At 75.7% G+C, this 25,593-nt stretch carries 22 protein-coding genes and 1 pseudogene; 15 read left to right on the top strand and 8 right to left on the bottom strand.

The window, feature by feature from the left end; translation table 11 throughout:
• The first annotated feature begins 29 nt into the window (after positions 1-29).
• Together MF406_RS11590 and holA are read left to right on the top strand one after the other, a co-directional pair.
• Complete coding sequence (locus MF406_RS11590) at positions 30-2,627, top strand: ComEC/Rec2 family competence protein (protein ID WP_242893629.1); 2,598 nt, start codon at positions 30-32, stop codon at positions 2,625-2,627.
• Positions 2,628-2,631: 4 nt separating this feature from the next.
• Complete coding sequence (gene holA / locus MF406_RS11585) at positions 2,632-3,633, top strand: DNA polymerase III subunit delta (protein WP_242893626.1); 1,002 nt, start codon at positions 2,632-2,634, stop codon at positions 3,631-3,633.
• Positions 3,634-3,747: 114 nt separating this feature from the next.
• Here holA and rpsT read toward each other — a convergent pair whose 3' ends face one another.
• Together rpsT and MF406_RS11575 are read right to left on the bottom strand one after the other, a co-directional pair.
• A complete protein-coding gene (gene rpsT / locus MF406_RS11580; protein WP_242893623.1) occupies positions 3,748-4,008 on the bottom strand; it encodes a 30S ribosomal protein S20 in 261 nt (86 codons plus the stop codon).
• A 229-nt stretch (positions 4,009-4,237) separates the two neighbouring features.
• Positions 4,238-4,609, bottom strand: a complete 372-nt coding sequence (locus MF406_RS11575) for a DUF6788 family protein (RefSeq protein ID WP_242893078.1) — start codon at positions 4,607-4,609, stop codon at positions 4,238-4,240.
• 78 nt (positions 4,610-4,687) lie between these two features.
• Here MF406_RS11575 and MF406_RS11570 point away from each other — a divergent pair, with 78 nt between their 5' ends.
• Complete coding sequence (locus MF406_RS11570; RefSeq protein ID WP_242893081.1) at positions 4,688-6,052, top strand: NF041680 family putative transposase; 1,365 nt, start codon at positions 4,688-4,690, stop codon at positions 6,050-6,052.
• Between the two features lie 80 nt (positions 6,053-6,132).
• A complete protein-coding gene (locus MF406_RS11565; RefSeq protein WP_242893621.1) occupies positions 6,133-7,326 on the top strand; it encodes an integrase in 1,194 nt (397 codons plus the stop codon).
• A 93-nt stretch (positions 7,327-7,419) separates the two neighbouring features.
• Here MF406_RS11565 and MF406_RS11560 read toward each other — a convergent pair.
• From MF406_RS11560 to MF406_RS11550, 3 genes and pseudogenes are all read right to left on the bottom strand, one after another.
• A pseudogene (locus tag MF406_RS11560) lies at positions 7,420-8,016 on the bottom strand (type II toxin-antitoxin system PemK/MazF family toxin); the annotation flags it as partial.
• A gap of 76 nt (positions 8,017-8,092) precedes the next feature.
• Positions 8,093-8,686, bottom strand: a complete 594-nt coding sequence (locus MF406_RS11555; protein WP_242893618.1) for a hypothetical protein — start codon at positions 8,684-8,686, stop codon at positions 8,093-8,095.
• Between the two features lie 244 nt (positions 8,687-8,930).
• The gene (locus MF406_RS11550; RefSeq protein WP_242893615.1) at positions 8,931-10,274 is read right to left on the bottom strand and encodes an MFS transporter; all 1,344 of its coding nucleotides are present in this window, start codon (positions 10,272-10,274) and stop codon (positions 8,931-8,933) included.
• Positions 10,275-10,315: 41 nt separating this feature from the next.
• On the opposite strand from MF406_RS11550, the gene MF406_RS11545 reads away from it, so the two are divergent.
• The 3 genes from MF406_RS11545 to MF406_RS11535 all read left to right on the top strand — a co-directional run bounded on the left by MF406_RS11545 (position 10,316) and on the right by MF406_RS11535 (position 14,310).
• A complete protein-coding gene (locus tag MF406_RS11545; RefSeq protein WP_242893612.1) occupies positions 10,316-11,425 on the top strand; it encodes a substrate-binding domain-containing protein in 1,110 nt (369 codons plus the stop codon).
• 261 nt (positions 11,426-11,686) lie between these two features.
• Positions 11,687-13,546, top strand: a complete 1,860-nt coding sequence (gene lepA / locus MF406_RS11540) for a translation elongation factor 4 (protein ID WP_242893609.1) — start codon at positions 11,687-11,689, stop codon at positions 13,544-13,546.
• 131 nt (positions 13,547-13,677) lie between these two features.
• Positions 13,678-14,310 (top strand): MOSC domain-containing protein, encoded by a 633-nt coding sequence (locus MF406_RS11535; RefSeq protein WP_242893593.1) that lies wholly within the window; start codon positions 13,678-13,680, stop codon positions 14,308-14,310.
• A 107-nt stretch (positions 14,311-14,417) separates the two neighbouring features.
• Here MF406_RS11535 and MF406_RS11530 read toward each other — a convergent pair whose 3' ends face one another.
• Entirely contained in the window at positions 14,418-15,029 is a 612-nt protein-coding gene (locus tag MF406_RS11530) for a GNAT family N-acetyltransferase (protein WP_242893590.1), read from the bottom strand.
• 19 nt (positions 15,030-15,048) lie between these two features.
• On the opposite strand from MF406_RS11530, the gene hemW reads away from it, so the two are divergent.
• Positions 15,049-16,338 (top strand): radical SAM family heme chaperone HemW, encoded by a 1,290-nt coding sequence (gene hemW, locus MF406_RS11525; protein WP_242893587.1) that lies wholly within the window; start codon positions 15,049-15,051, stop codon positions 16,336-16,338.
• A gap of 233 nt (positions 16,339-16,571) precedes the next feature.
• On the opposite strand, the gene MF406_RS11520 is transcribed toward hemW, so the two are convergent.
• Together MF406_RS11520 and MF406_RS11515 are read right to left on the bottom strand one after the other, a co-directional pair.
• On the bottom strand, positions 16,572-16,940 hold the full coding sequence (locus tag MF406_RS11520; protein WP_242893584.1) for a nuclear transport factor 2 family protein: 369 nt from the start codon (positions 16,938-16,940) through the stop codon (positions 16,572-16,574).
• Positions 16,941-17,346: 406 nt separating this feature from the next.
• Positions 17,347-18,234 (bottom strand): DUF3097 domain-containing protein, encoded by an 888-nt coding sequence (locus MF406_RS11515; RefSeq protein WP_242893580.1) that lies wholly within the window; start codon positions 18,232-18,234, stop codon positions 17,347-17,349.
• A 266-nt stretch (positions 18,235-18,500) separates the two neighbouring features.
• On the opposite strand from MF406_RS11515, the gene hrcA reads away from it, so the two are divergent.
• From hrcA to era, 7 genes are all read left to right on the top strand, one after another.
• Positions 18,501-19,514: a heat-inducible transcriptional repressor HrcA gene (hrcA, locus tag MF406_RS11510; RefSeq protein ID WP_242893578.1), complete on the top strand. Its 1,014-nt coding sequence runs from the start codon at positions 18,501-18,503 to the stop codon at positions 19,512-19,514.
• Positions 19,515-19,655: 141 nt separating this feature from the next.
• A complete protein-coding gene (gene dnaJ / locus MF406_RS11505; protein WP_242893549.1) occupies positions 19,656-20,789 on the top strand; it encodes a molecular chaperone DnaJ in 1,134 nt (377 codons plus the stop codon).
• 2 nt (positions 20,790-20,791) lie between these two features.
• Complete coding sequence (locus MF406_RS11500) at positions 20,792-21,589, top strand: 16S rRNA (uracil(1498)-N(3))-methyltransferase (RefSeq protein WP_242893547.1); 798 nt, start codon at positions 20,792-20,794, stop codon at positions 21,587-21,589.
• Positions 21,590-21,726: 137 nt separating this feature from the next.
• Complete coding sequence (locus tag MF406_RS11495) at positions 21,727-22,785, top strand: PhoH family protein (protein ID WP_242893544.1); 1,059 nt, start codon at positions 21,727-21,729, stop codon at positions 22,783-22,785.
• Positions 22,782-23,231, top strand: coding sequence for an rRNA maturation RNase YbeY (gene ybeY / locus MF406_RS11490; protein ID WP_242893541.1), 450 nt, complete (start codon positions 22,782-22,784; stop codon positions 23,229-23,231). The genes MF406_RS11495 and ybeY overlap by 4 nt, the downstream gene beginning before the upstream one ends.
• Positions 23,232-23,242: 11 nt before the next feature.
• On the top strand, positions 23,243-24,520 hold the full coding sequence (locus MF406_RS11485; protein ID WP_242893527.1) for a hemolysin family protein: 1,278 nt from the start codon (positions 23,243-23,245) through the stop codon (positions 24,518-24,520).
• A complete protein-coding gene (era, locus tag MF406_RS11480; RefSeq protein ID WP_242893524.1) occupies positions 24,517-25,572 on the top strand; it encodes a GTPase Era in 1,056 nt (351 codons plus the stop codon). The genes MF406_RS11485 and era overlap by 4 nt, the downstream gene beginning before the upstream one ends.
• Positions 25,573-25,593 lie beyond the last annotated feature (21 nt).

Here is a 25,593-nt window from a genome sequence, read left to right as displayed (position 1 = left end):
AGGCGCCGCAGCCCGCGGGACCGCGGCCGGTGCCGCGCGCGCTCGACCTGCGCCTGGTCCCGCCGGCCGTGCTGGCCTGGGCCGCCGTCGGGCTCGCGCTGGGCCAGCCGGCCTCCGTCGTCGCCCGGGCGGCGGCCGCCGCCGGGGCCCTCGCCGTCGCGCCAGCGGTCCTGCTCCTGGTGCACCGGCGGGCCCGGCCGAGGGTCGCCCGCCACCGGGCCCGGGCGCAAGCCCCGCCGGCCGCCGGGGTGCTGCTCGGCCTCGTCGTGGTCGCCGCGGTGCTGGCGGTCACCGCCGCCCGCCTCGACGCCCGGGAGCGCGGCCTGCTGCCCGAGCTCGTCGGCCGGGGCGCCAGCACCACCGTCACCGGCCGGGTCGCCGCCGAGCCGCAGCCGGTCGGCTCCCCGCGGGAGTGGCACGACGGCGGCCGGTTCCGGATCCGGCTCGACGTCATCGCCGTGGCCGGCCGGGGGCAGCACGGAGCGGCCCGCGCGCCGGTGGTGGTCCTCGGGCCGTCCGCATGGGCGTCGGTGCCCCTCGGCGCGGAGGTCCGGGTGCGCGGCACGCCGGCCGCCACCGCGCCGGGGGACCCGGTGATGGCCCTGCTCAGCACCGACCAGCCGCCCGAGGTCCGCCGTCCGCCCGGCCCGCTGCTCCGGGTCGTCGGCGGGCTGCGCGACGCCCTGCGCGCGGCCACCGCCGACCTCGCCCCGCAGGCCCAGGGCCTCGTCCCGGGCATCGCCGTCGGCGACGACCGCGCCCTCCCGGCCGACCTGCGTGACGCGATGCGGGCCACCTCCCTCACCCACCTCACCGCGGTCAGCGGGGCGCACGTGGCCATCGTGCTCGGGGCGGTCCTCGGGGCGCTGTCCTGGCTGCCCCGGCGGTGGCGCGCCGGCGCCGGCTGCGCCGCGCTCGTCGCGTTCGTGCTGCTCGTGCGCCCCGAGGCCAGCGTGCTGCGCTCGGCCACCATGGGCGCCGTCGTCCTGCTCGCCCTCCTGGTCGGCCGGCCGAGCCGGGCCCTGCCCGCCCTCGCCGCCGGCGTCGTCGCGCTGCTCCTGGCGGACCCGTGGCTGGCCCGCTCCTATGGCTTCGCCCTCTCCGTGCTCGCTACCGCCGGGCTGGTGCTCCTCGCCCGCCCGCTCGCCGCCCGGCTCGGGCAGGTGCTGCCCCGCGGGCTCGCCTACGCCGTCGCCGTCCCCACCGCGGCGCAGCTGGCCTGCGGGCCCGTCGTCGTGCTGCTCACGCCGGCGCTGGCCACCTACGCGGTGCCGGCCAACGTGCTGGCCGCCCCGGCCGTCCCGCCCGCCACGGTGCTCGGCGTGGCCGCGACCGTGCTCGCGCCGGTGTGGCCGGCCGCGGCGCACGCGCTGGTCACCGCCGCGTCCTGGTGCACGGCCTGGATCGCGACGGTGGCCACGACCTTCGCGGCGCTGCCGGCCGCGCAGCTGCCCTGGCCGCCGGGGCTCGCCGGCCTGGTGCTGCTGGCCGCCGGCAGCCTGACCGCCCTGGTCGTGCTCGGCCGGCTCGGCCCGCGGGTCCTGCGCCGGGCCCGCCCGGTGCTCCTGGCCCTCGCCGTGCTCGCGGCGCTCGTGCTGGTGCCGGGGCCGCGGGCGGCGCTGCTCGCCCGGCTGCCGGACGGGTGGCCGCCGCCGGGCTGGCGCGCGATCCAGTGCGACGTCGGCCAGGGCGCCGCCTTCCTGCTGCGGTCCGGGCCGGCGGCCGTGGTGATGGTCGACGTCGGCCCGGCCGGCGGTGGCGCCGCCGCCTGCCTGCGCGCGGCCGGCGTGCGCCGGGTGGACCTCCTCGTGCTCACCCACGCCCACGCCGACCACGTCGGCGCCCTGCCGGAGGTGCTGGGCGCCGTCGGCGTCGCCGCCGCGCTGCTCGGCCCGGGGCGGGACCCGCCGGCGACCGTGGCCGCGGTGCAGGCCCAGCTGGACGCGGCCGGCGTGCCGGTGCACCGGCCGGTGGCGGCGGACCCGGGGCCGGCGGGCGCCGCGGCGGGGCTGGACGCCGGGAGTCCGGACGCTGCTGATCCGGCCGCGGCGCATGCCGCAGCGACGGCGGGCGCGGCCGGCCGCGCCGGGGACGTCTCCTGGGAGGTGCTCTGGCCGACGGCGCGGGCGACGGAGCTGTTCGCCGGCCCGGACGGGGTCAACGACCTGTCCCTGGTGCTGCGGCTGGACGCCGGGGGGCTGCGGGCCCTCGCGCTCGGCGACGTCGAGCTCGCCGGGCAGGCCGGCGTGGTGCAGCGGCTGCGCACCGAGCCGACGCCCGGGGTGGACCTGGCGGTGATGGCCCACCACGGCTCGGCCCGGCAGGACCCGGCCCTGGCCCGGTTGCTGGCACCCCGGCTGACCGTCGTGGGCGTGGGGACGGACAACGACTACGGGCATCCCGCCCCGGCCGCGCTGGCCCTGTACGCCCGCACCGGGCGGGTGCTGCCGACGAGCACCTGCGGCCCGGTGGCGCTGGTGGACCACGGCGGGCGCTGGGCGACCGTCGCACGCTGCCCGGCGCCCTCGTCCGGGCGACGGCGCGCCGACCGGGTGGCACCCTTACCACGCACGGCTGGGGGCGCCGTCGGCACCGCCCGGGCATGTCCCCGGCCCGTGGCAGGCTAGGCCCGTGCCGCCGACCCGCCGCAAGACCGCGCCCGCGCTGACCTGGGACCAGGTGGAGATCGCGCCCGTCGTCCTCGTCCGCGGCACCGAGGGCCTGCTCGCCGACCGCGCGGTCGACCGGCTGCTCGCGCAGGCCCGCGCCGCCGACCCGCAGGTGGAGGTCAGCCATCTGGAGGCGGCCACGTACGAGCACGGCCAGCTGGAGATGCTGGCCTCGCCCTCCCTGTTCGGGGAGCGGCGGTGCGTGGTGGTCCACGGCGCCGAGGCCATGTCCGAGGCCTTCCTCGACGACGCCCTGCGCTACCTCGATGCGGTCGCCGAGGACGTCTGGCTGCTCCTGCGGCACGGCGGCGGGACCCGGGGCAAGAAGCTCCTCGACGCCGTCGCCGCCGGCAGCTACCCGGTGGTCGCCTGCGAGCCGCTGAAGCGGGAGGCGGACAAGGTCGACCTCGTCCGGGCGGACTTCGCCCGCGCCCACCGCCGGATCGAGCCCGCCGCCGCCCAGGCCCTGGTCGAGGCGCTCGGCGCGGACCTGCGCGAGCTCGGCGCCGCGACCAGCCAGCTGCTCACCGACACCACCGGGACGGTCACCGCGGAGGTGGTCGAGCGCTACCACGGCGGCCGGGTCGAGGCCACCGGCTTCAAGGTGGCCGACGCCGCCGTGGCCGGCCAGGGCGGCCCGGCGCTGGTGCTGCTGCGCCACGCCGTCGCCACCGGCACCGGCCCGGTCCCGGTCGTCGCCGCGCTGGCGATGAAGCTGCGGACCCTGGCCAAGGTCGCCGCCACCCGCGGACGGGCCGGGGTCTCGGCGGCCGACCTGGGCCTGGCCCCCTGGCAGGTCGACCGGGCCCGGCGGGAGCTGGCGGGCTGGACGCCCGAGGGGCTGGCCGCCGCGATCACCGCCGTCGCCGCCGCCGACGCGGAGGTCAAGGGGCAGGGCCGGGACCCGGTGTTCGCGGTCGAGCGGGCCGTGCTCCGGGTGGCCGGCGCCCACGGCCGGGGGTGACGACGGCGGCGCGGGCACCATGGCGGGCGAACGGCGGCGCGGGCACCATGACGGGCGCACAGACGACGACGGCGCCGCACCCGGAGGTGCGGCGCCGTCGGCGGGGTCAGCGGGTCAGAGCGAGCTGACCTGGCGGGCCAGCTTGGCCTTGCGGTTGGCGGCCTGGTTGGCGTGGATGACACCCTTGCTGGCGGCCTTGTCCAGCTTGCGGCCGGCGGCCCTCATGGCGTCGGCGGCGGACTCCTGGTCGCCGGCCGCGATCGCCTCGCGGACCCGGCGGACGTAGGTCTTCAGCTCGGACTTCACGGCCTTGTTGCGCAGGCGCGCCTTCTCGTTGGTGAGGATGCGCTTCTTCTGGGACTTGATGTTCGCCACGTATGGACTCTCTCGTGCGTTCGCCGGAGCGATCGGTCATCGGTCGTAGAGGGCAGTGCCGCGACCGGGACTGGGGCGTGGGGATGCCTCGTGGTTGGTCGGTGGCTGGGTCGTCGCCGACCGGGCGGCGACCCGAGGGGACACTCTAGCGCATCCCCGCCCGCTCAGCCGTGCACGACGAGACTCACCTAAGTTGCTCGCGAAACGGGTCGCGTGCCTCAGCTTGCGTTTAAACCTGTGAGGTCTGCTGGTCCTTGGCGTCGTTGAGGATGAGTGCGGTGGCCTTGGCGGCTACCTGGCGCATCTGGGCGACGATGTGGCGGAGCTGGCGGTCGTTGTCGATCCACTCCTGGTAGAGGCCCGCCTCGGTCGGGGTGAGCCGTCGGGTGACGGTCTTGCCGTCGACCTTGGCGGTCCACTGCCAGTAGGGCCCGTGCATCTGTGGCGGGTCGGCCCGGCAGCGGCAGCCCGGGGTGGCGCACCTGGTGTAGCGGCGGGTGATGCTGCCCGCGCTGATCAGGCCGAGGTCGGCGATGCGGGCGGCGAGCTCGCGGTAGCGGTCTTGGTGGGCAGCGAGCTCCTGGGCTGTCGATGAGTTCATCGTGGTTCCTCCGGCGTGTCGGACGAGGTCTCCATCCTCTGCCAGACAGTATGGCTACTGTCTGGCGAAGGAGGCAGCATGGTCCACGACGACAGATCGCTCAGCGTCCCGGGCGGGGCCGGGCTGGTCGGTTTCCGGGAGGGCTTCTACCAGGCCTGGACCGGCTGGGCGGACGCCGCCTTCGAGCTGACCGAGGCGGTGCTGTGCACGCCCGGCCCGGTGACCTCGGTGCCGGCGCTGTCCCTGGAGCCGGTGTTCCGCCGCTCGCACGGCAGCCTGTACAAGGCCCTGGCCCGGGGGCGGGTCGACGCCGGCGCGGTGCGTGACCTGCTCGCGGCCCACCGTCCCGGCGGCTGGCCGCTGGTCTTCGCGATGGACGCCACGACCTGGCCGCGGTGCGATGCCGAGACCAGCCCGGGGCGCGGGTTCTACTACTCCGCCTCCACCCACTCCGCCGGGCAGCCCATCGTGGCCGGCTGGTCCTACCAGCACCTGGTCCAGCTCAGCTGGGCCAAGGACTCCTGGACCGCGCCGGTGGACGTGGTCCGCCTGGACCCCACCGCCGATGCCACCACCGTCACCGCCGCCCAGGTCACCGGCCTGGTCGCCCGGCTGGGGGCCACCGAGCAGGTCCCGGTCGTGGCCTTCGACGCCGGCTACGACGCCCCCGGCCTGACCCACGCCCTGGCCGGGGTCCGCGCCGGGATCGTGGTCCGGATCCGGGACGACCGGGTGTTCTACGCCGACCCCGAGCCGGCCCCGGCCGGGCGGGCCGGGCGGCCCCGCCGGCACGGGGCCCGCCGCGCCCTGCGCGAGGTCGCCTCCTGGCCCACCCCCGACCACAGCATCACCGCCACCGACGACCGGTACGGCACCGTGCGGGTGGACGCCTGGCACGACCTGCACCCCAAGCTCGGCCGCCGCGGCCCCTGGAAGGACAGCGACGTCGTCCCGATCGTGCGCGGGACGATCATGCGGGTGGACGTCGAGCACCTGCCCAAGCCCACAAGCCGCACCAAGAAGGTCCTGTGGCTGTGGGTCACAGGCCCCCACGGCACCGACCTGGACGTCTGCTGGCGGGCCTACCTGCGCCGCTTCGACATCGAGCACACCTTCCGCTTCTACAAGAACACCCTGGGCTGGACCGCGCCCTCGCTGCGCACCCCCGAGCAGGCCGACCGGTGGACCTGGATCATCACCGCCGCCTACACCCAGCTCCGCCTGGCCCGCACCCTCGTCGAGGACTGCCGCCGCCCCTGGGAACGACCCCGACCACGCCCCAAGCTCTCCCCGGCCCGGGTCCGGCGAGGATTTCGCCAGCTCCAGCCCCACCTACCCCCCATGGCCAGGGCACCGAAATCCCGCACCCCCGGACCCGGACGACCCCCCGGCACCCGAACCGGCCCACGAACCCGACACCCAGCCATCAAGAAGGCCGCGTAGAGGTTAAAACGCAAGCTCAGATGGGTTGTGCTCGCGAACCGTGGCCGCGGTGGTGGGCTGGCCGGATGGGTCGGTTGTCGATGGGTGCCAGGCGTGAGATCACCAAGCGGTACGCGGCGAGCTACGCCGCCGCGGGGAAGAAGGACAAGGGCCGCATACTCGATGAGCTGTGCGGGGCCACGGGCTGGTCGCGGGCCAACGCCCGCCGGGCCCTGGCCGCGGCCCGGGTCCGGAAGGGCCCGGCCCGGGCGGTGGTGCGCAAGCCGCGGGGGCGGGGGTACTCCTACGACGCGCTGAAGGTCCTGATCGAGGTCTGGACCCTGTGCGGGCAGCCGTGCGGGAAGTACCTGAAGGTGATCCTGGCCGAGTCCCTGGACGTGCTGCAGGCCCACGGCGAGCTGACAGCGGTGGCCGACCGGCTCACCGAGGAGGTCCGCGCCGAGGTGCTCGCGATGAGCCCGGCCACGATCGACCGCTACCTGGCCCCGACCCGGGCCGCCCGCTACCCGGGCGCCAAGGCCGCCACCAGGCCGTCGTCGACGCTGCGCAGCGAGCTGGCGGTGCGCCGCTCCACCGACGAGGCCGAGACCCGGCCCGGGTTCTTCGAGGTCGACCTGGTCGCCCACTGCGGGCACTCCCTGGCCGGGGAGCACGCCTGGACCCTGACCGGCACCGACGTGGTCACCGGGTGGACCACCAACGTGGCGATCAAGAACCGGGCGCACCGGTGGGTGGTGGCCGCCATCGACCTCCTCGCCGACACCCTGCCCTACCCCCTGGTCGGGCTGGACTCCGACAACGGCGGAGAGTTCATCAACCACCAGCTCGTCGCCTGGTGCGCCCAGCGGGCGGTGTTCATGACCCGGTCCCGGCCGCACACCTCCAACGACAACGCGCACGTGGAGCAGAAGAACGGCGACATCGTCCGCAAGAACGCCTTCCGCTACCGCTACGACACCCCCGCCGAGCTCGAGCTGCTGGGCGACCTGTGGGAGCTGGTCAACCTGCGCAAGAACTACCTCCTGCCCACCAAGAAGGTCACCGGCTGGCGCGAGACCCCCGCGGGCCGTCACGTGCGCACCTACGACGCCCCCCGCACCCCCTACCAGCGAGTCCTGGACTCCGGGGTCCTGACCGCCGAGCAGGCCGCCGAGCTGACCGCCGTGCGGGCCGAGCTCAACCCGGCCGACCTGACCCGCCGGATCACCGCCATCCAGGCCCAGCTCGAACGCCACGCCCGAGCCAAGACCCTCGCCCGCCGCGACGCCTCCTGACCCCCCCGCCCACGCGAGCAGACCCAGCTGAGGCACGCAGTCCCGTTTCGCGAGCACCTTGACATGAGGCACCACGTGCAGCGCCCGCAGCGCCACGGCCACCTGCGCGTACCGGTCCCGGTCCAGGGCAGCACCGGTCCGCCGGACCGCGCTCGGGTCCACCCACAGCAGCCGGTCGAGCCGGACCTCGCTCGGCCGGCCCCGGCCGTCCCACCCGCCGGTGCCGACGTCGATCCACCGGCGGCCGTACCGGGCCTCGTCGGCCGCGTCCAGGTCGTGGTCCTTCGTCGTCATCGGCGCGGCGACCAGGCCGGCGCCCTCCTGCGCGAGGACCAGCACGGGCCGGTCCTTGCCCCGGTCCGGGTCGTCCTCGTAGGGCACCCAGGTCCAGACGACCTTGCCCGGGTCCGGCTGGTCGTCGTGCCGCGGGGCGTAGGCCAGGTCGGGCAGGCCCAGCCGGGCGACGTCGTACGTGGCGGTGGTCCGCGAGGCCGCCTCCACCTGCCGCTCGCCGCTGCTCGCGCCCGGGTAGGCCGCGCCGCGGGGCCCGGCGTCCGGCCGGGGGCGGGTGGCTGCCTCGGCGGCACGACGTCGGGCCGCGGTGCCGCGACGGTGGCGGACGTACCGGGCGGCGGCCGCACCGGCGGCGACGCCGACGAGCCGGGCGGCCCGGCGCACGACGGAGGTCATGGGGCGGAGGCTATCGGCGGCGCCGGCCGTGCGCGCACCGGGGCCGGCCCGGGGCTCACCGGGTTCACCGGGGTGGTCAGCCGAGCAGGAGGAGCAGCGCCGTGACCAGCGCGCCGACCGCCGAGAGCGGGGCCGCGGCCAGGGTGCCGAGGAGCGCGACGATGGTGACGCGCAGGTCGTCGGCCAGGTAGGGCGCGGCGACCGGGCCGCCGGCGGCGGCCCGCGCGGCGCGCTGGGCGGCCTCGACGCGGGGGAGGAAGCGGGCGGTGCGGATGCTCGACTCGGCCAGGGCGGCGTTGAGGGCGTCCAGGTCCGCCAGCCCGGCGCCGGCGCCAGCACCGGCGCCGGTGGCCCCCGCCCGCTCGCCGCCGACGGCGACCACCTCGCGAGAGGCGGGCCCCACCGTTGGGTGCGCGGCCAGGTCGGCGGTCTGGGCCTGCAGCCGCCACCGGCGCACCGCCAGCACGAGCACCGGGACCGCCAGCAGCACCGCGCAGCCGAACGGGATCCACGCCGGCCAGCCGGTGCCGCCCGTGCCCAGGAGCAGGCCGAGCAGCGCGAAGAGCACCACGCCCGCGCCGGCGACGGTGAGGAGGACGGCACCCGGCCGGCGGGCGACCCGCACGAGCACGGGAACCACCGTGTTGAGCACGTCCGCCGCCGCCGTCATGGCCCCAGGCTCGCACGCACCAGTGCCGGGAGGTGCAGTCCTCGCCCTGGGCGAACAGCCGGGCTGCTAGCCGCGGCGGGGGAGCGCCGGGGGAGCGGGGGAGCGCCGGGGGAGCGGGGGCGCGGAGGGGGAGCGGGGGGCGCGGCTGGGCAGCGGCGGCGCGACGCCTCGGTGCCCGTCCCCGCCGGCCTTCGCGCGACCGGGCAAATCACTAGGGCACGGGTGACGCGGGCAGGGCCGGGTGTCAGGCCAGCGGTCCGAGACGGCGGCAGCCGGCGGCGGTGGCCAGGGCGAGGGCCGCGATCGCGGCCCAGGCGAGCGCCGCACCGGTGCCGGCGGACCCGGGCAGGGCGGCGACCATGAGGAAGGCGGCGGTCCCCAGCGCGGTACCGACCTGGGCAGCGGCGTTGACGATCCCGCTGGCCGTGCTCGCGAGGGGCTCGGGAACTGTCGTGCCGATCCGGGTCGCGGCGACGGAGACGATGCCAAGACCGATCCCCATCAGGACCACGCCCGCCGAGACGGCGGGGCGACTGTCGTGCAGGAGGGCCAGGGACCCGTTGGCCGCGGCGACCGCCAGGAGGCCGACGCCGGCCACGTCGGCGGCCGTCAGCCGCCGGGTGAGGGGTCTCGCCACGGCCGACCCGGCGACCACGGCCAGGCTGAGCGGCAGCAGCCGGAGGCCTGCTTCGGTCGGGCTGGCGCCGAGCCGCTCCTGCAGGTGGAGGGTGAGCAGGACCGAGCTGGCGCTGGTGGTCGCGGTGTTGACGAACGACAGCCCGGCCCCCGCCCGCAGCGTGGGCACCCGTGCCGCCCGGGCCGGGACCAACGGGTCGGTGGCCCGGCGCTGGTGGGCGACAAAGACGGCGACGAGCGCGGCACCGAGCAGCACGACGGCGACGCCGGCCGGGCGGGTGGCGGAGCGTTCGCACAGGGCCGCCCCGGCGACCAGCGCCACCACGGCCGACACCAGCAGGACCGACCCAGCGCCGTCCAGCCGCGCGGTCGGGGCGGTCGCCCGCACCGGGGCGACCAGCCAGGCGATGAGGACGGCCAGGGCGAGCCCGACCGGGACGTTGATCCAGAAGATCGCCCGCCAGCTCCACCCGTCGGTGAGGAGCCCGCCGAGCAGGAACCCGGCCGCGCCGGCGGCGGCGCCAGCGGCGCTCCACGCCGCGATCGCCGTCGTGCGCCGCCGGGGGTCGGGGGTCAGGTGGAGGAGCAGGCTCAACGCGCTGGGGATGCTGACGGCGGCCGCCAGGCCCTGCAGCGCGCGGGCGGCCACCAGCTGGACTGCCGTCGCCGCGGTCCCGCCGAGGACGGACACGCCGGCGAACAGCACCAGCCCGAGCAGCAGCACCCGGCGGGAGCCGTAGCGGTCGCCCAGCCGCGACCCCACGACCAGGAAGCCACCGAAGATCGCCGCGTACGCCGTCGCGAGCGCGACGACGACGGCCGGGCCGGCCGCCAGCTCGGCCACCATCGCCGGGATGGCGGTCGTCGCGCTGGTCACGCCCAGGACGTCGACGAACTGCACAGCACAGAGCAACGGGACACCGAGGTCCGCGGCGCGACGTCCGGACGTCATGCGGCGACGCTACTTCATCGTTGAAGTGCGAGGCTAGGGGCATGCACCCCGAGACCCCGCGCCGCCTGCGGCTGCAGGACGTGGCCGAGCGCGTCGGGGTGTCGGCGAAGACGGTGTCCAACGCCTACCGCCAACCCGGGCAGCTCCGTCCCGAGCTGCGGCGACGGATCTTGGAGACGGCCGCCGCCATGGGCTACCGCGGCCCCGACCCGATCGCGGCCGGGCTGCGGCGGCGCCCGACCGGCCCGATCGGCGTCCTCTACGCCAACCCGCTCGCCTACGCCTTCGACGACCCGAACACGAACCAGCTGCTCGGCGGGCTGAGCACCACGGCCCAGGCCGCCGGCCGCGGGCTGCTGCTGCTGCCGGGCTCCAGCGCGGCCAAGGACCGCAGCACGGCCATCGAGGAGGCCGTCGTCGACGGGGTCGTCGCCTCCTCGCTCGCCGACGACGACCCGCTCCTGCTCACCACCATCGAGCGGCACCTGCCCCTGGTCGTCGTCGACCAGCCCCGGCCCGCCCGGCTCGCCGCCCTGGTCGCGGGCGGCACGCCGTGGGTGGGCATCGACGACCACGGCGCCGCCCAGGAGATCGCCGAGCACGTCCTCGGCCTCGGGCACCGCCGTATCGGGGTCGTCTCCTTCGCCCTGCGCGCCGGCCCGACGCCGGTGCTCGCCGAGCCACGCGACCAGGACACCGCCACGCTGGCCGTCACCAGGGACCGGCTGGCGGGCTACCGCGCCGCTGCCGCCCGGCACGGCATCGACTGGACGGCCGTCCCAGTGAGCCAGGGCACCGACAGCACCCCCGACGAGGGCTACCGCGGCGCCATGGCGGTGCTGGACCGCCGCCCCCGCCCGACCGCCCTCATCTGCCTCAGCGACCGGCTGGCCGAGGGTGCGATCGCCGCCGTCCGCCAGCACGGTCTGCGCGTCCCCGAGGAAGTCACGGTCGTCGGCTTCGACGACGCCCCCCAACTGGCGGACCGGCTCGGCCTCACCACCGTCCACCAGCCCAGCCGGCGCAAGGGCCAACTGGCCGCGGCCGCCCTCCTCGACCTCCTCCGCGGCCATCCGGCCGCAGGGCAGGTGACCCTCCCGACGCACCTCGTGACCCGCACCAGCTCCGCGCCGCCACCCGCCGCGGCCTAGCGGACGGCAGGGCGGCGGCATGGAGGGCGTGGCGGGGACGGGGGGCGTGGCGGGGACGGGGGGCGACCGGTCTGCGTCGCCGCTGTCGTGCCCGCTGCCCGCCTCACCACCGCGGCCCGGCCCGCCACCGCGGCCCGCCTCATCACCGCTGCCCGGCCCGCCACCGCCGCCCGGCCCCCGCCATCACGCCCGGCCGTGGGACCATGAGCACTGCCCCGGGTGCGCGGCTGCCGCGCACCAGCCGAGCCCACGAAGGTAAGCGTGTCCCCGATCCCCACCGCGGCCCAGGCCGCGCGCATCCGCCCGGCAGCGACCCCGCCGGCGCTGATCCGCAACTTCTGCATCATCGCCCACATCGACCACGGCAAGTCCACCCTGGCCGACCGCATGCTGCAGCTGACCGGCGTCGTCGACGAGCGGGCCATGCGGGCGCAGTACCTGGACCGGATGGACATCGAGCGCGAGCGGGGCATCACCATCAAGTCCCAGGCCGTGCGCATGCCCTGGCAGGCCGGGGACGAGACGTACGCCCTGAACATGATCGACACCCCGGGGCACGTGGACTTCTCCTACGAGGTCAACCGCTCCCTGGCCGCCTGCGAGGGCGCGATCCTGCTGGTCGACGCTGCCCAGGGGATCGAGGCGCAGACCCTGGCCAACCTGTACATGGCCATGGAGAACGACCTGACCATCATCCCGGTCCTGAACAAGATCGACCTGCCCGCCGCGCAGCCGGACAAGTACGCCGAGGAGGTCGCCGGCCTCATCGGGGGCGACCCGGCCGACTGCCTGCGCGTCTCGGGGAAGACCGGGGCCGGCGTGGTCGAGCTCCTCGACCGCATCGTCGCTGAGGTCCCCGCCCCGGTGGGCGACGCCGACGCCCCCGCCCGGGCGATGATCTTCGACTCCGTCTACGACACCTACCGGGGCGTGGTCACCTACGTCCGCGTCGTCGACGGCCAGCTCTCCCCGCGCGAGCGGATCCAGATGATGTCCACCCGGGCCACCCACGAGCTGCTGGAGATCGGGGTGATCGCGCCGGAGCCCGTCCCCGCCGACGGCCTGGGCGTGGGGGAGGTGGGCTACCTGATCACCGGCGTGAAGGACGTGCGCCAGTCCCGGGTCGGGGACACCGTGACGACCCAGGCCAGCCCGGCCCAGACGCCGCTGGGCGGGTACCGCGACCCCAAGCCGATGGTCTTCTCCGGGCTGTACCCGGTGGACGGCTCGGACTACCCGGTGCTGCGCGACGCGCTGGACAAGCTCAAGCTCAACGACGCCGCCCTGGTCTACGAGCCGGAGACGTCGGTGGCGCTCGGCTTCGGGTTCCGCTGCGGGTTCCTCGGGCTGCTGCACCTGGAGATCGTGCGCGAACGGCTCGAGCGGGAGTTCGACCTGGCGCTCATCTCCACCGCCCCCAACGTCTCCTACGACGTGCGCACCGAGGACGGCACGGTGGTGCCGGTGACCAACCCCAGCGAGTTCCCCGAGGGGAAGGTCAGCGAGATCCGCGAGCCGGTGGTCCGGGCCACCATCCTCGCGCCGTCCGAGTTCATCGGCGCGATCATGGAGCTGTGCCAGGGGCGGCGCGGCACCCTGCTCGGGATGGACTACCTCTCCCCGGAGCGGGTGGAGCTGCGCTACACCCTGCCGCTGGCGGAGATCGTCGGGGACTTCTTCGACCAGCTCAAGTCCCGCACCCGCGGCTACGCCTCGCTGGACTACGAGCCCGCCGGGGACCAGGAGGCCGACCTGGTCAAGGTCGACATCCTGCTCAACCACGAGCCCGTCGACGCCTTCTCCGCGATCGTGCACCGGGACAAGGCCTACGCCTACGGCGTCCGGATGGCCGAGAAGCTCAAGGAGCTCATCCCGCGCCAGCAGTTCGAGGTGCCGATCCAGGCCGCCGTCGGCTCCCGGGTGATTGCCCGGGAGACGATCCGGGCGCTGCGCAAGGACATGCTCGCCAAGTGCTACGGCGGGGACATCAGCCGCAAGCGCAAGCTGCTCGAGAAGCAGAAGGAGGGCAAGAAGCGGATGAAGAACATCGGCCGGGTCGAGGTGCCGCAGGAGGCCTTCGTCGCGGCCCTGACCACCGACGCCCCCACCGGCAAGAAGTGACGGCCGACGGCGGGACGCGCCCGGCCGGTGACCCCCCGTCTGCAGCGGCGGCCCCGACGACACCCGTGACGCCGGCGGCGTCAGCTCCGCCGGTCTCGCCCGGCCGCGGCCGGGTCACCCACGTGTGCCGGGTGCACCGCCTGCACCCCGACGACGGCACGGTCGGGGTGACCGCGATCGACAAGCGCGCCGTCGACGGCCCGGTCCAGGTACGCCGGCTCGGGCTCCACGGCGACCTCCAGGCCGACCGCGCCCACCACGGCGGACCGGACAAGGCCGTCTACGTCCTGGACACCGCGGAGGCCGACCACTGGGCTGGGGTCCTCGGCACCGACGTCGGCCCCGGCCGGCTGGGGGAGAACCTGCGGGTGGCCGGCTACCCGGTCGACGACGCGGAGATCGGCGAGCGGTGGCGCGTCGGCGGGGCCGAGCTCGAGGTCACCGGCCCGCGCACCCCGTGCGCGACGTTCGCCCGCTGGGTCGCCCGCCCCGGCTGGGTGCGCGAGTTCACCGCCCGCGGCCGCACCGGGGTGTACCTGCGGGTGCTCTCCACCGGCCCGGTGGCCGCCGGCGACACCCTCGAGGTGCTCGACCGGCCCGGCCACGGCGTCACCGTCGCCGGCTGGTTCACCCGCAAGGACCCCGCCGACGCCGCCCGGCTCCTCGCCCACGAGGCGGCCACCGGCTGGCAGATGGCCGGGTACCTGCGCACGTACGTCCTCGCCGCGCACCGGCGGTCGGAGGACGCAATCCCCGGCTCCTGACCGGCAGGCCCGGGTCTCGGCTCAGCATCGGCGGCCCGCCGGCAGCACCGGCAGCCGGTCCTCCCGACGTCGGCCCGGCACAGCCGCGCCACCACCGACCGTTGCGCTCAGGACGCCAAAGCGACCGCCGTCGTCATCACCCGCTGCGGCCCCAGCGACCCGCCGAGGTAGCGGCCGACGTCGGTGAACCCGCCGGCCGCGTAGGCGCGGATCGCCGCCGGGTTCGCCTCGTTGACGGTGAGGTAGAGCACCTCGGCGCCCGGGTGGACGTCGTGGACGAACGCCGGCAGGAGGGCCGCGGCCCGGCGCCCGTGCCCGCGGAGCTGGTGGTCGGCCCCGATGTAGAAGGCGCGCAGCAGCACCGCCCGGGCCGGATCGCTGGTGAGGTCCGGGAGGTAGCCGCCGGTGTCCAGGACGCCGAAGCCCACCGCGTCCTCCTCGTGCACGACGGCGAAGGGCGTGCGGGTCGGCGCGGCGTCGGCCTCCGGCAGGGTCACCTTGGCGTAGCCAGAGTACTGCTCCTGGCCGGGCAGCGGACGCAGCGTGACCACCGCCGCCCGGAGCCGCCGGGTACGCGGGTCGTCGCGGTCCAGCCGGTGCAGGCGGGTCAGGCCCGGGTCCACCTGCGCGGCAACCAAACCGGGGGTGGGGAGGGGACCTGGGTCGACGCTCGGAACCGGGCTGTCAGCTGGACCGGGGGTGGGAAGGGGGCCGGTCATCTGCGAGACAATAGCGACCATGGTCGCGCTGCCCGACGGTGAGGTCCCCCCAGAGGACGGCACCCTCCCCACCTCCGCCGCCGCCGGGGCGAGCGGCCGCGACCTCGGCGTCTACCTGCACGTCCCGTTCTGCCGGGTGCGCTGCGGGTACTGCGACTTCAACACCTACACCAACGCCGAGCTCGGCGGCGGCGCCAGCGCGGCGGCGTACGCGGACACCGCGCTGCGCGAGGTCGAGCTGGCGGCCCAGGTCCTCGCCGACCCCGCCCTGCGGTCCGCCGGGATGCCGGCGCGGCCGGTCAGCACGGTGTTCGTCGGCGGCGGCACGCCGACGATGCTCCCCGTGCCCGACCTGGCCCGGATGCTCCAGGGCGTGCGCGACGCCTTCGGCCTGACCGACGACGCCGAGGTGACCACCGAGGCCAACCCGGACTCGGTGGACGCCGGGGACCTCGCCACCCTGGCCGACGTCGGCTTCACCCGGGTGTCCTTCGGGATGCAGTCGGCAGTGCCGCACGTCCTGCGCACCCTGGACCGGACCCATGACCCCCGACGGGTGCCGCAGGTGGTCCGCTGGGCCCGGGACGCCGGGCTCGAGGTCTCCGTGGACCTGATCTACGGCACCCCGGGGGAGTCGCTCGCGGACTGGCGCACCTCGCTGGACGCGGCCGTCGCGCTCGCTCCGGACCACGTCTCCGCCTACGCCCTCGTCGTCGAGCCCGGGACCAAGATGGGCGCCCAGGTCCGGCGCGGCGAGCTGCCGCTGCCCGACGACGACGACGCGGCCGAGAAGTACGAGCTCGCCGAGGAGGTGCTCGCCGGCGCGGGGTTCCGCTGGTACGAGGTGAGCAACTTCGCCCGGGACGACGGCGGCCCGCGCCCGCACGAGGCCGCGGCCGTCCCGACGCCGCACGCCTGCCGGCACAACCTGGCGTACTGGCGCGGGCACGACTGGTGGGGGATCGGCCCGGGCGCCCACAGCCACGTGGGCGGGGTCCGCTGGTGGAACGCCAAGCACCCCCGGACCTACGCCCACCGCCTCGAGCAGGGCCTCAGCCCGGCGGTCGGCCGGGAGGTCCTGGACCCCGCGACCCGCGAGCTCGAGCGCATCATGCTCGGCGTACGGCTGGCCGAGGGCCTCGAGCTGGCGCCGGGGACCGGGACGGTCCCGGCGCACCTGCGCGGGACGGTGGCGGACCTCATCGGTCAGGGGCTTGTCGAGCTTGCCCCGGCACGGCACGGACGGATCGTGCTGACGCTGCGCGGCCGCCTGCTCGCCGACGCGGTGGTCCGCGCCCTGACCGATTGACCGACTGACGTTCGCCGGTGAGCCTGTTGGTTTCTGAGGGTGCCCCTGATGAGCACCGCAAGATGTGGGATTTAGGAGTGCGGGCCCTACATGTTGTGGCTGTCCGACCGCTCAAGCCCATTTCGCAACAGACATCCCACGATGTCTCTGGGCCGGTTGGGGCGGATGTTCGCGGCACATCCCGGCGCTCGATAGCGGGGCTGGATCTCGGGGTGCGCTGAGCTGTCTGGGTTCTACGGCTGGGCCGGAACGGGCGTCTGCTGGTAGAGGGCGAGTCGCCAGGCGCCGTCCTGTCGGGTGTAGGCGCTGGACATCAGCGCGATGAACGCGGGCTCGTTCTCGTCGCGGTAGGCGCGGCCGGTGTAGACGAGGATCGCGTGATCGTCGCTGAGCGCGATGAGCCGCTCGTCAACGATGTCGTAGGTCCGCCACGGGGGAGCTTCGTTCAGGGAGTCGATGACGGCCTGCCGGTCGAAGACCTGGCCGTGAGCGAGGACCATGACGCCGTCGCTGGTCATGTTCTGCCCGTAGAAGTCCGCTCCGGTGCTGTTGCAGAGGGACTTCCACCCCTGGTGTTCGAGGTCGAGCAGCTCGTCGAGCATGGTGCGTCTCCTTCGATCGTCGGGGCTCCACAGCCTACGAGGTGAGGTCGGCGTGTTTCGAGGGTGTCGAGGTAGCGGTTGGTGCTGCCGATGCTGAGGCCGAACAGGCCGCTGATGCGTCGGGCGTCGCCACCGGTGGCGTGGACCTCGGCGAGGATGCCATCCTCGCGGATCCTCTGGGAGGTGGCCGCCGCGGCCGAGGCGTGCGAGAAGTAACACAAGTTCGGCAGGAACGGCAGTCGCAACGGCGGAATTCCGCCAGGTTCAGTCCCGCCTCGAGCGAGATTGTGTTACTTCTTGCACACCGCCGCAGCTGTCCGGCACCACCGCGTCAATCCGGCCCCGCCGTCAGTCCCGAATCACCGCGGTCAGTCCCGAGCCACCCGCCGTCGCTCCGCGGCCACGCTCACTCCGGCACCGCCGTCACGAAATCGATGAGCTCTTCCATGCGACCGAGCAGGGCGGGGGAGAGGTCCTTGTATGAGCGCACCGTGCCGAGGATCCGCTTCCACCCCGTGGCGATGTCCGCCTGGTCCGCGTGCGGCCAGCCGAGCGCCCGGAGGGTGCCGACCTTGATGTCCGTCCCGCGCGGGACCTGCGGCCACTCCCGCAGGCCGACCCGTTCGGGCCGGACGGCCTGCCAGACGTCCACGTACGGGTGCCCGAGGACGAGCACGTTCGCACCGGCCGCCCCGGCGGTCACCCGCGCGGCGATCCGGGACTCCTTCGACCCGGGCACCAGGTGGTCGACCAGCACCCCCGCGCGCCGGCGCGGCCCGGGCCGGAAGTCCCGCAGCACCGCCTCGAGGTTGTCCACGCCGTCGAGCAGCTCGACGACGACGCCCTCGACCCGGAGGTCGTCGCCCCAGACTCGCTCGACGAGCTCGGCGTCGTGCCGGCCCTCCACCCAGATCCGCGACGCCCGGGCCACCCGCGCCCGGTGCTGCTCCACCGCGAGGGACCCCGAGGCCGTCAGCCGCCGCCCGCCGGCGGTCCGCGGCCCGGCCGCCGGGGACGCGCCGACCGGCGGCAGCAGCCGGACCGGCGCCCCGTCCACCCAGAAGCCCGCCCCGAGCGGGAAGGTCCGGGTCCGGCCCTTGCGGTCCTCCAGCACCACCACGTGCATCCCGCCGGACTTCTCCACCCGGACGACGGCGCCCACCCAGCCGGTCTGCACCTCCTCCACCACCATGCCGTGCTCGACCGGCAGGTCGCGGGTGGTGCGGCGGCGGGCGTAGGGGCCGGTGGTGTGCGGGTCGGCACCGAGGACGTCGCTGCCGTAACGGTCGGTCACCGCGGCAGGCTATGCGGGCGAGCAGCGGCGACGACCGAGCTCGGCGGGCGTGTCGCGGGCGAACCGGGCGTCCTGCCGCGCGGGCGAGCCGGGCGCCCACTTGTGCGGCTGACCACGGCGCGCATCTCCGCGCCGGCGCGTAGGATTGGCACTCAGAGCGCCAGAGTGCTGACCGCCGCCGGGCGCACCGCGCCGGTGACCAGGACGGCACGCGGACCGCGGGGAGCGTACCCGGCGGGAGCACCACGGACCGGGGAGGAGGACCCGTGAGCGAGGATCGTCGCCTGCACGTGCTGCAGGCCATCGTCAAGGACTACGTCGAGACGCGCGAGCCGGTCGGCTCCCGCGTCCTGGTCGAGCGGCACGCCCTCGACGTCTCCCCGGCGACCATCCGCAACGACATGGCCGCGCTGGAGGAGCAGGGGTACATCGCCCAGCCGCACACCTCCGCCGGCCGGATCCCCACCGACAAGGGCTACCGCCTCTTCGTCGACCAGATCGACACGGTCAAGCCCCTCTCGCCGGCGGAGCGGCGCGCGATCCAGAACCTCCTCGAGGACGCCGTCGACCTGGACGACGTGGTGGACCGCACCGTGCGGCTCCTCGCCCAGCTCACCCACCAGGTCGCCGTCGTCCAGTACCCCTCGCTCAGCCGGACCGCGCTGCGGCACCTCGAGCTCGTCCCGCTCAGCCCGCACCGCCTGCTCGTCGTCATCATCACCGACGCCGGCCGGGTCGAGCAGCGGACCGTGGAGACCGCGGCGGAGGTCGACCAGGCCGTCGTCGCCGAGCTGCGCGCCCGGCTCAACGTGGTCTGCGCCGGGCGCCGGGTGGAGGCCCTGACCCAGCCGCTGGCGGACCTGGCCGCGGAGTTCGCGCCGGCCCACCGGCCGCTGGTCGAGGCGGTCGCCGCCGAGCTCCTGCAGACGCTCCGGCAGGAGACCCAGGAGCGCATCGTCATGGCCGGCACCGCGAACCTGGCCCGCTCCGACGTGGACTTCCCCCGCACCATCGGGCCGGTGCTGGAGGCCCTGGAGGAGCAGGTGGTGCTGCTGCGGCTCTTCGCCGAGATGGAGGAGGACCCCATCGCCGTGCGGATCGGCTCCGAGAACCACCACGAGGGCCTCACCGAGGCCTCGATCGTCGCCAGCGCCTACGGCGCCCGCCCGCCGGGCATCGCCCGGCTCGGCGTGCTCGGCCCCACCCGCATGGACTACCCCGGGGCCATCGGCGCCGTGCGCGCCGTCGCCCGGTACCTGTCCCGGATACTGGGCGGGTGACCCCCGGCCGCCGGCCCGGACCGCCCCCGCCCGGCCGCCGGCCGGGCCCGCCCCGCCCCCGCAGCGCACCGCCCCGCCCCAGCACCGTCCCGACGCCCGCCGGCGCCGACCGCCCAGCAGCCCCCAGCAGAGAGTGACGTGGTGAACGACTACTACGAGATCCTCGGTGTCTCCCGGCAGGCGAGCCAGGAGGAGATCAAGAAGGCCTACCGCCGGCAGGCCCGCAAGCTCCACCCCGACGTCGCCGGCCCGGAGGCCGCCGAGCAGTTCAAGGACGTCACCCGCGCCTACGAGGTCCTCTCCAACCCGGAGAAGCGCCAGATGTACGACCTGGGCGGGGAGTCCGCGCTCGGCGGCAACGGCGCCGGCGCCGGGACCGCCGGGTTCGGCGCCTTCCAGGACATCTTCGAGACGTTCTTCGGCGCCGCGGGCGGCGGCGCCCCCCGCGGCCCGGTGCCCCGGGGCCGCCGCGGGCAGGACGCCCTCGTCCGGCTCGACCTGGAGCTGGCCGACGCCGTCTTCGGCGTCGACCGCGAGATACAGGTGGACACCGCCGTCGTCTGCCCCACCTGCCAGGGCAGCTGCTGCCGCCCCGGCACCGCCCCGCGCACCTGCGAGGTGTGCCACGGGCGCGGGTCCGTCCAGCGGGTCACCCGGTCCTTCCTCGGCCAGGTCATGTCCACCTCCCCCTGCCCGGCCTGCCAGGGCCACGGCACCGTCATCCCCGACCCCTGCCCGGACTGCTCCGGCGAGGGCCGGGTGCGCACCCGCCGGACCCTGCACGTCGACGTCCCCGCCGGCGTGGACTCCGGCACCCGGATCCGGCTGACCGGCCAGGGCGAGGTGGGCCCCGGCGGCGGCCCGGCCGGGGACCTCTACGTCGAGCTGCGGGTCAAGCCGCACCCGCTGTTCGTCCGCGAGGGCGACGACCTGCACTGCTCCCTCGAGCTGCCGATGACCGCCGCGGCGCTGGGCACCGTCGTCGAGGTCGAGACCCTCGACGGGGCCCGCCAGCTCGACATCGAGCCCGGCACCCAGCCCGCGCAGGTCCTCACGCTGGAGGGCCTGGGCGTGGGCCACCTGCACCGCGGTGGCCGCGGGGACCTGCACGTCCACGTCGACGTCCACGTCCCCACCCGGCTGGACGACCGCCAGCGCGACCTGCTCGCCGAGGTCGCCGCCCTGCGCGGGGAGGAGCGGCCCGAGCCGCGGCTGGCGGCCACCGCCGGCGCCGGGGTGTTCTCCAAGCTGCGCGAGAAGCTCGCCGGCCGCTGAGCGTGACCACGCCCGTCTTCCACGCCGGGCCCGGGGCGCTCGACGGCGCCCGGCCCGGCGCCGTCGTCACCCTCACCGGGGCGGAGGCCCGCCACGCGGTGACGGTGCGCCGGCTGCGGCCCGGGGAGGTGGTCGACCTGGTCGACGGCGCCGGCCGGCGCGTCACCGGCGCCGTGCGCGACGCCGCGCCGGACCGGCTCGCCGTCGCCGTCACCGCGGTGACGGACGAGCCCCCGCCCGCCGTGCGCCTCGTCCTGGTCCAGGCCCTGGCCAAGGGCGGGCGCGACGAGCAGGCGGTGGAGACCGCCACCGAGCTCGGCGTCGACGCGGTCGTGCCCTGGCAGGCCGACCGCTCGGTCTCGGTGTGGGCCGGCGCTCGGGCCGAGCGCGGCCGGCGCCGGTGGGAAGCCGTCGCCCTGGCCGCGGCCAAGCAGGCCCGCCGCGCCTGGGTGCCGGCCGTGCACGAGCCGGTCACCTCCGCCGCCCTGCCCGCCGCGGTGGCCTCCACGGTCGCCGCCGGCGGCGCCGTCCTCGTCCTGCACGAGACGGCGCCCGTGCCGCTGACCGCCGCCGCCCTGCCCGCGCCCGCCGCGGTCGTCGCGGGCGCCGACGGCGCCACCCGCCCCACCGTGCTGGCGGTGGTGGTCGGCCCCGAGGGTGGCATCACCGACGCCGAGCTCACCGCCCTGGAGGCGGCCGGCGCGCAGGCCGTGCGGCTGGGCCCGCACGTGCTGCGTACCTCCACCGCCGGGCCTGCCGCCCTCGCCGTCCTCGCCCCGGCGCTGGGCCGGTGGGGCTGACCACGCCTCCCCGGAGCACTGCCTTTCGCCGCCGGCGGACGACCCCCGACCGCCCCGCGCGCACCGGGCCGCACCCGATATCCTGACCACCGCCGTCGTCCATCCTGAGGAGAACCAGGGCCGCCGCGCCCGCGCCCATGTCGACCACCCCGTCGTCCACCCCCGACCCCACCGGCCTCCCGGCCGGACTGGTCCAGCACCAGGTCACCGTCCCCGAGTCCGTCCCGATGGTCGTCCTCCTGGGCCAGCGCGACGAGGTGCTGCGCGCCGTCGAGACCGGCTTCCCCGCCGTCGACGTCCACGTCCGCGGCAACGTCGTTACCCTCACCGGCCCGGCCGGCGCCGTCGCGCTGGCCGAGCGGCTCGTCGACGAGCTGGCCACGGTGGCCGCCGCCGGGGAGCCGCTCGGCGCGGACGCCGTCGGCCGCGCCATCACCATGCTGACCGCGCCGACCACCGAGCGGCCGGCGGAGGTGCTCACCACCAACATCCTCTCCGCCCGCGGCCGGACCATCCGGCCCAAGACGGTGGGGCAGAAGCGCTACGTCGACGCGATCGACGACGCCACGATCACATTCGGCATCGGCCCGGCCGGCACCGGCAAGACCTACCTGGCCATGGCCAAGGCCGTCGGGGCGCTGCAGAACAAGCAGGTCAGCCGGATCGTGCTGACCCGCCCGGCGGTGGAGGCCGGCGAGCGGCTGGGCTACCTGCCCGGCAGCCTCACCGAGAAGATCGACCCCTACCTGCGCCCGCTGCACGACGCCCTGCACGACATGCTCGACCCGGAGTCCATCCCCAAGCTCATGGCCGCCGGGACCATCGAGGTCGCGCCGCTGGCCTACATGCGCGGCCGGACCCTCAACGACGCCTTCATCATCCTGGACGAGGCCCAGAACACCTCGCCGGAGCAGATGAAGATGTTCCTCACCCGGCTGGGCTTCGGGTCCAAGGTCGTCGTCACCGGCGACGTCACCCAGGTCGACCTGCCGACCGGCACCCGGTCCGGGCTGCGGGTGGTCCAGGACATCCTGGCCGACCTCGACGACGTCACCTTCTGCCGGCTGACCAGCGCCGACGTCGTCCGGCATCGGCTGGTGGGGGAGATCATCGACGCTTACGAGCGGTGGGACGCCTCCGCCGACCGCACCCGCACCGACCTGCGCCAGCGGCAGCGCCGGGGGGCCCGGTCGTGACCGAGGTGACCAACGAGTCCGGCTACGACGTCGACGGCGAGGAGTTCGCCGACCTCGCCAGCTACGTGCTGGCCGAGATGCGCGTCCACCCCCGCGCCGAGCTGTCCATCCTGCTCGTCACCGCCGACGTGATGGCCGAGCTGCACGAGCGGTGGATGGACGAGCCCGGGCCCACCGACGTGCTGTCCTTCCCGATGGACGAGCTGCGCCCCGGCCGGGACGGGGAGGAGCCGGTGGAGGGCACCCTGGGGGACATCGTGCTGTGCCCGGAGGTGGCCGCCGCGCAGGCCAAGACGGCCGGCCACTCCACCGTGGAGGAGCTGCTGCTGCTGACCACGCACGGCATCCTGCACCTGCTCGGCTACGACCACGCCGAGCCGGACGAGGAGCGGGAAATGTTCGCGCTGCAGCGCCGGCTCCTGCTCACCTTCCTCGCCGGGCGCTGAGCATGGGCGAGATGATCCACCAGGTCCCGGCGGCCTGGCTCGGCGTGCTCGTGCTCCTCGGCCTGGTGGTCGGCGGGGCGCTCAGCGCCGGAGAGGCCGCCCTGGCCCGGGTCACCCGGGCCGCCGTCGCCGACCTGGCCGCCGCCGGCCAGAAGAACGCCGACGCCGTCGCCCGGCTGGTCGACCGGCGCGACCTCGGCCTGGCCGCCGCCACGTTCGTGCGGGTGCTCGCCGAGATGACCGCGGCGGTGTGCCTCACCCTCGTCGTCGCCGGCCTGCTGCCGCGCTGGTGGCAGGTGCTGCTGGCCGCCGTCGTGCTCACCGCCCTGCTCGTCGCCGCCCTCGTCCGGGTCAGCCCCCGGCGGCTGGGCCGGCGCAACCCGGCCGGCGTCCTCGCCGTCCTGGTCCCGGTCATGGGCCCGCTGACCACCGTGGCCGGCGGGGTGGCCCGGGTGGTCCGCGCCGTCGTCCCCGGCCCGGCCCGCACCGCCGCCGAGACCCGGGAGGAGCGCGGCGAGGAGCTGCGGGACATGGTGGACCGGGTGAGCGAGTCCGAGCAGATCCAGGAGGACGAGCGCGAGCTGCTGCACTCCGTCTTCGAGCTCGGCCGGACCCTCACCAGGGAGGTCATGGTGCCGCGCACGGACATGGTCACCATCGACGCCGACGCCGACCTGGAGGCCGCGATCACCCTGTTCACCCGGTCCGGGTACTCCCGGGTGCCGGTGGTGGGGGAGTCCACCGACGACGTCCGCGGGGTCCTCTACCTCAAGGACGTCATGCGCCGGGTCCACCGGCGCACCGACACCGCCGGCCTGACCGTCGCCGACGTCATGCGCCCGCCGGTGTTCGTCCCGGAGACGAAGCTGGTGGACGACCTGCTCCAGGAGATGCAGGCGGACAGCATCCACATCGCCATGGTGGTGGACGAGTACGGCGGCATCGCGGGCCTGGTCACCATCGAGGACCTGCTCGAGGAGCTGGTCGGGGAGATGGTCGACGAGCACGACCGGGCCGAGCCGGAGGTGGAGCCGGTGGGCGACGGCGTGGTGCGGGTCCCGGCCCGGCTGCCGGTGGACGACCTCGGCGAGCTCTTCGGCCTGGAGATCGACGACGACGACGTCGACTCCGCCGGCGGGCTGCTCGCCAAGGCGCTGGGCATCGTGCCCCTGCCCGGCGCCGAGGCCGACGTGCACGGGCTGCACCTGGTGGCCGAGCGCGCCGAGGGCCGCCGGCGCCGGCTGTCCACCCTGCTGGCCTCCCGGTCCGACGGCGAGGAGGAGGCATGAGCGGCGCGCCCGGCCCGAATGGCGAGCCCGGCACGGCTGCGGACCCTCGCCCGGACGCTGAGGCCGGCCCGGACCTCGACCCCGGCTCTGGCGAGGACGCTGGCCCGGGCGCTGAGCCCGACCTTGCCGGCCTCGTCCGGGACTGGCCGGAGGGCTTCCGCGCCGGCTTCGCCTGCCTCGTGGGCCGGCCGAACGCGGGCAAGTCCACCCTCACCAACGCGCTGGTCGGACAGAAGGTCGCGATCACCTCGGCCCGCCCGCAGACCACCCGGCACACCATCCGCGGCATCCTGCACCGCCCCGACGCCCAGCTCGTCCTGGTCGACACCCCCGGCCTGCACCGCCCCCGCACGCTGCTCGGCCAGCGCCTGAACGACCTCGTGCGGGAGACCCTCGCCGAGGTCGACGTCATCGTCTTCTGCCTGCCGGCGGACGAGAAGGTCGGCCCCGGCGACCGGTTCATCGCCCGCGAGCTCGGCCAGCAGCGCACCCCCGTCGTCGCCGTCGCGACCAAGGCGGACACGGTGAGCAAGCAGCGCCTGGCCGAGCACCTGCTGGCCGTGGACGCCCTCGGCGACTGGTCCGCTGTCGTGCCGGTCTCCGCGGTCCGCGGGGAGCAGGTGGACGTCCTGACCGACGTCCTGGTCGAGCACCTGCCGCCCTCCCCGCCGCTGTACCCGGGCGGGGAGCTGACCGACGAGCCGGAGCAGGTGATGATCGCCGAGCTCGTCCGGGAGGCGGCGCTGGAGGGCGTGCGGGAGGAGCTGCCGCACTCCCTCGCGGTCGTCGTGGAGGAGATCGCCGAGCGGCCCCGGCAGCCCGGGGACCAGCGCCCGCCGCTGCTGGACGTGCGGGTCGAGATGTACGTCGAACGCCCCTCCCAGAAGGCCATCGTCATCGGCAGGGGCGGGGCGCGGCTGCGCGAGGTGGGGAGCCGGGCGCGGCAGGGCATCGAGGCGCTCCTCGGCGCGCGGGTCTACCTCGACCTGCACGTGCGGGTGGCCAAGGACTGGCAGCGCGACCCCAAGCTCCTCAACCGGCTCGGGTTCTGACGGCGCGGCTCGGGTTCTGAC

This window comes from Georgenia sp. TF02-10, from assembly GCF_022759505.1.
Classification (GTDB): domain Bacteria; phylum Actinomycetota; class Actinomycetes; order Actinomycetales; family Actinomycetaceae; genus TF02-10.
The sequence above is the reverse complement of the archived record's forward strand: the minus strand, read 5'-3'. Positions and strand labels throughout refer to the sequence as shown.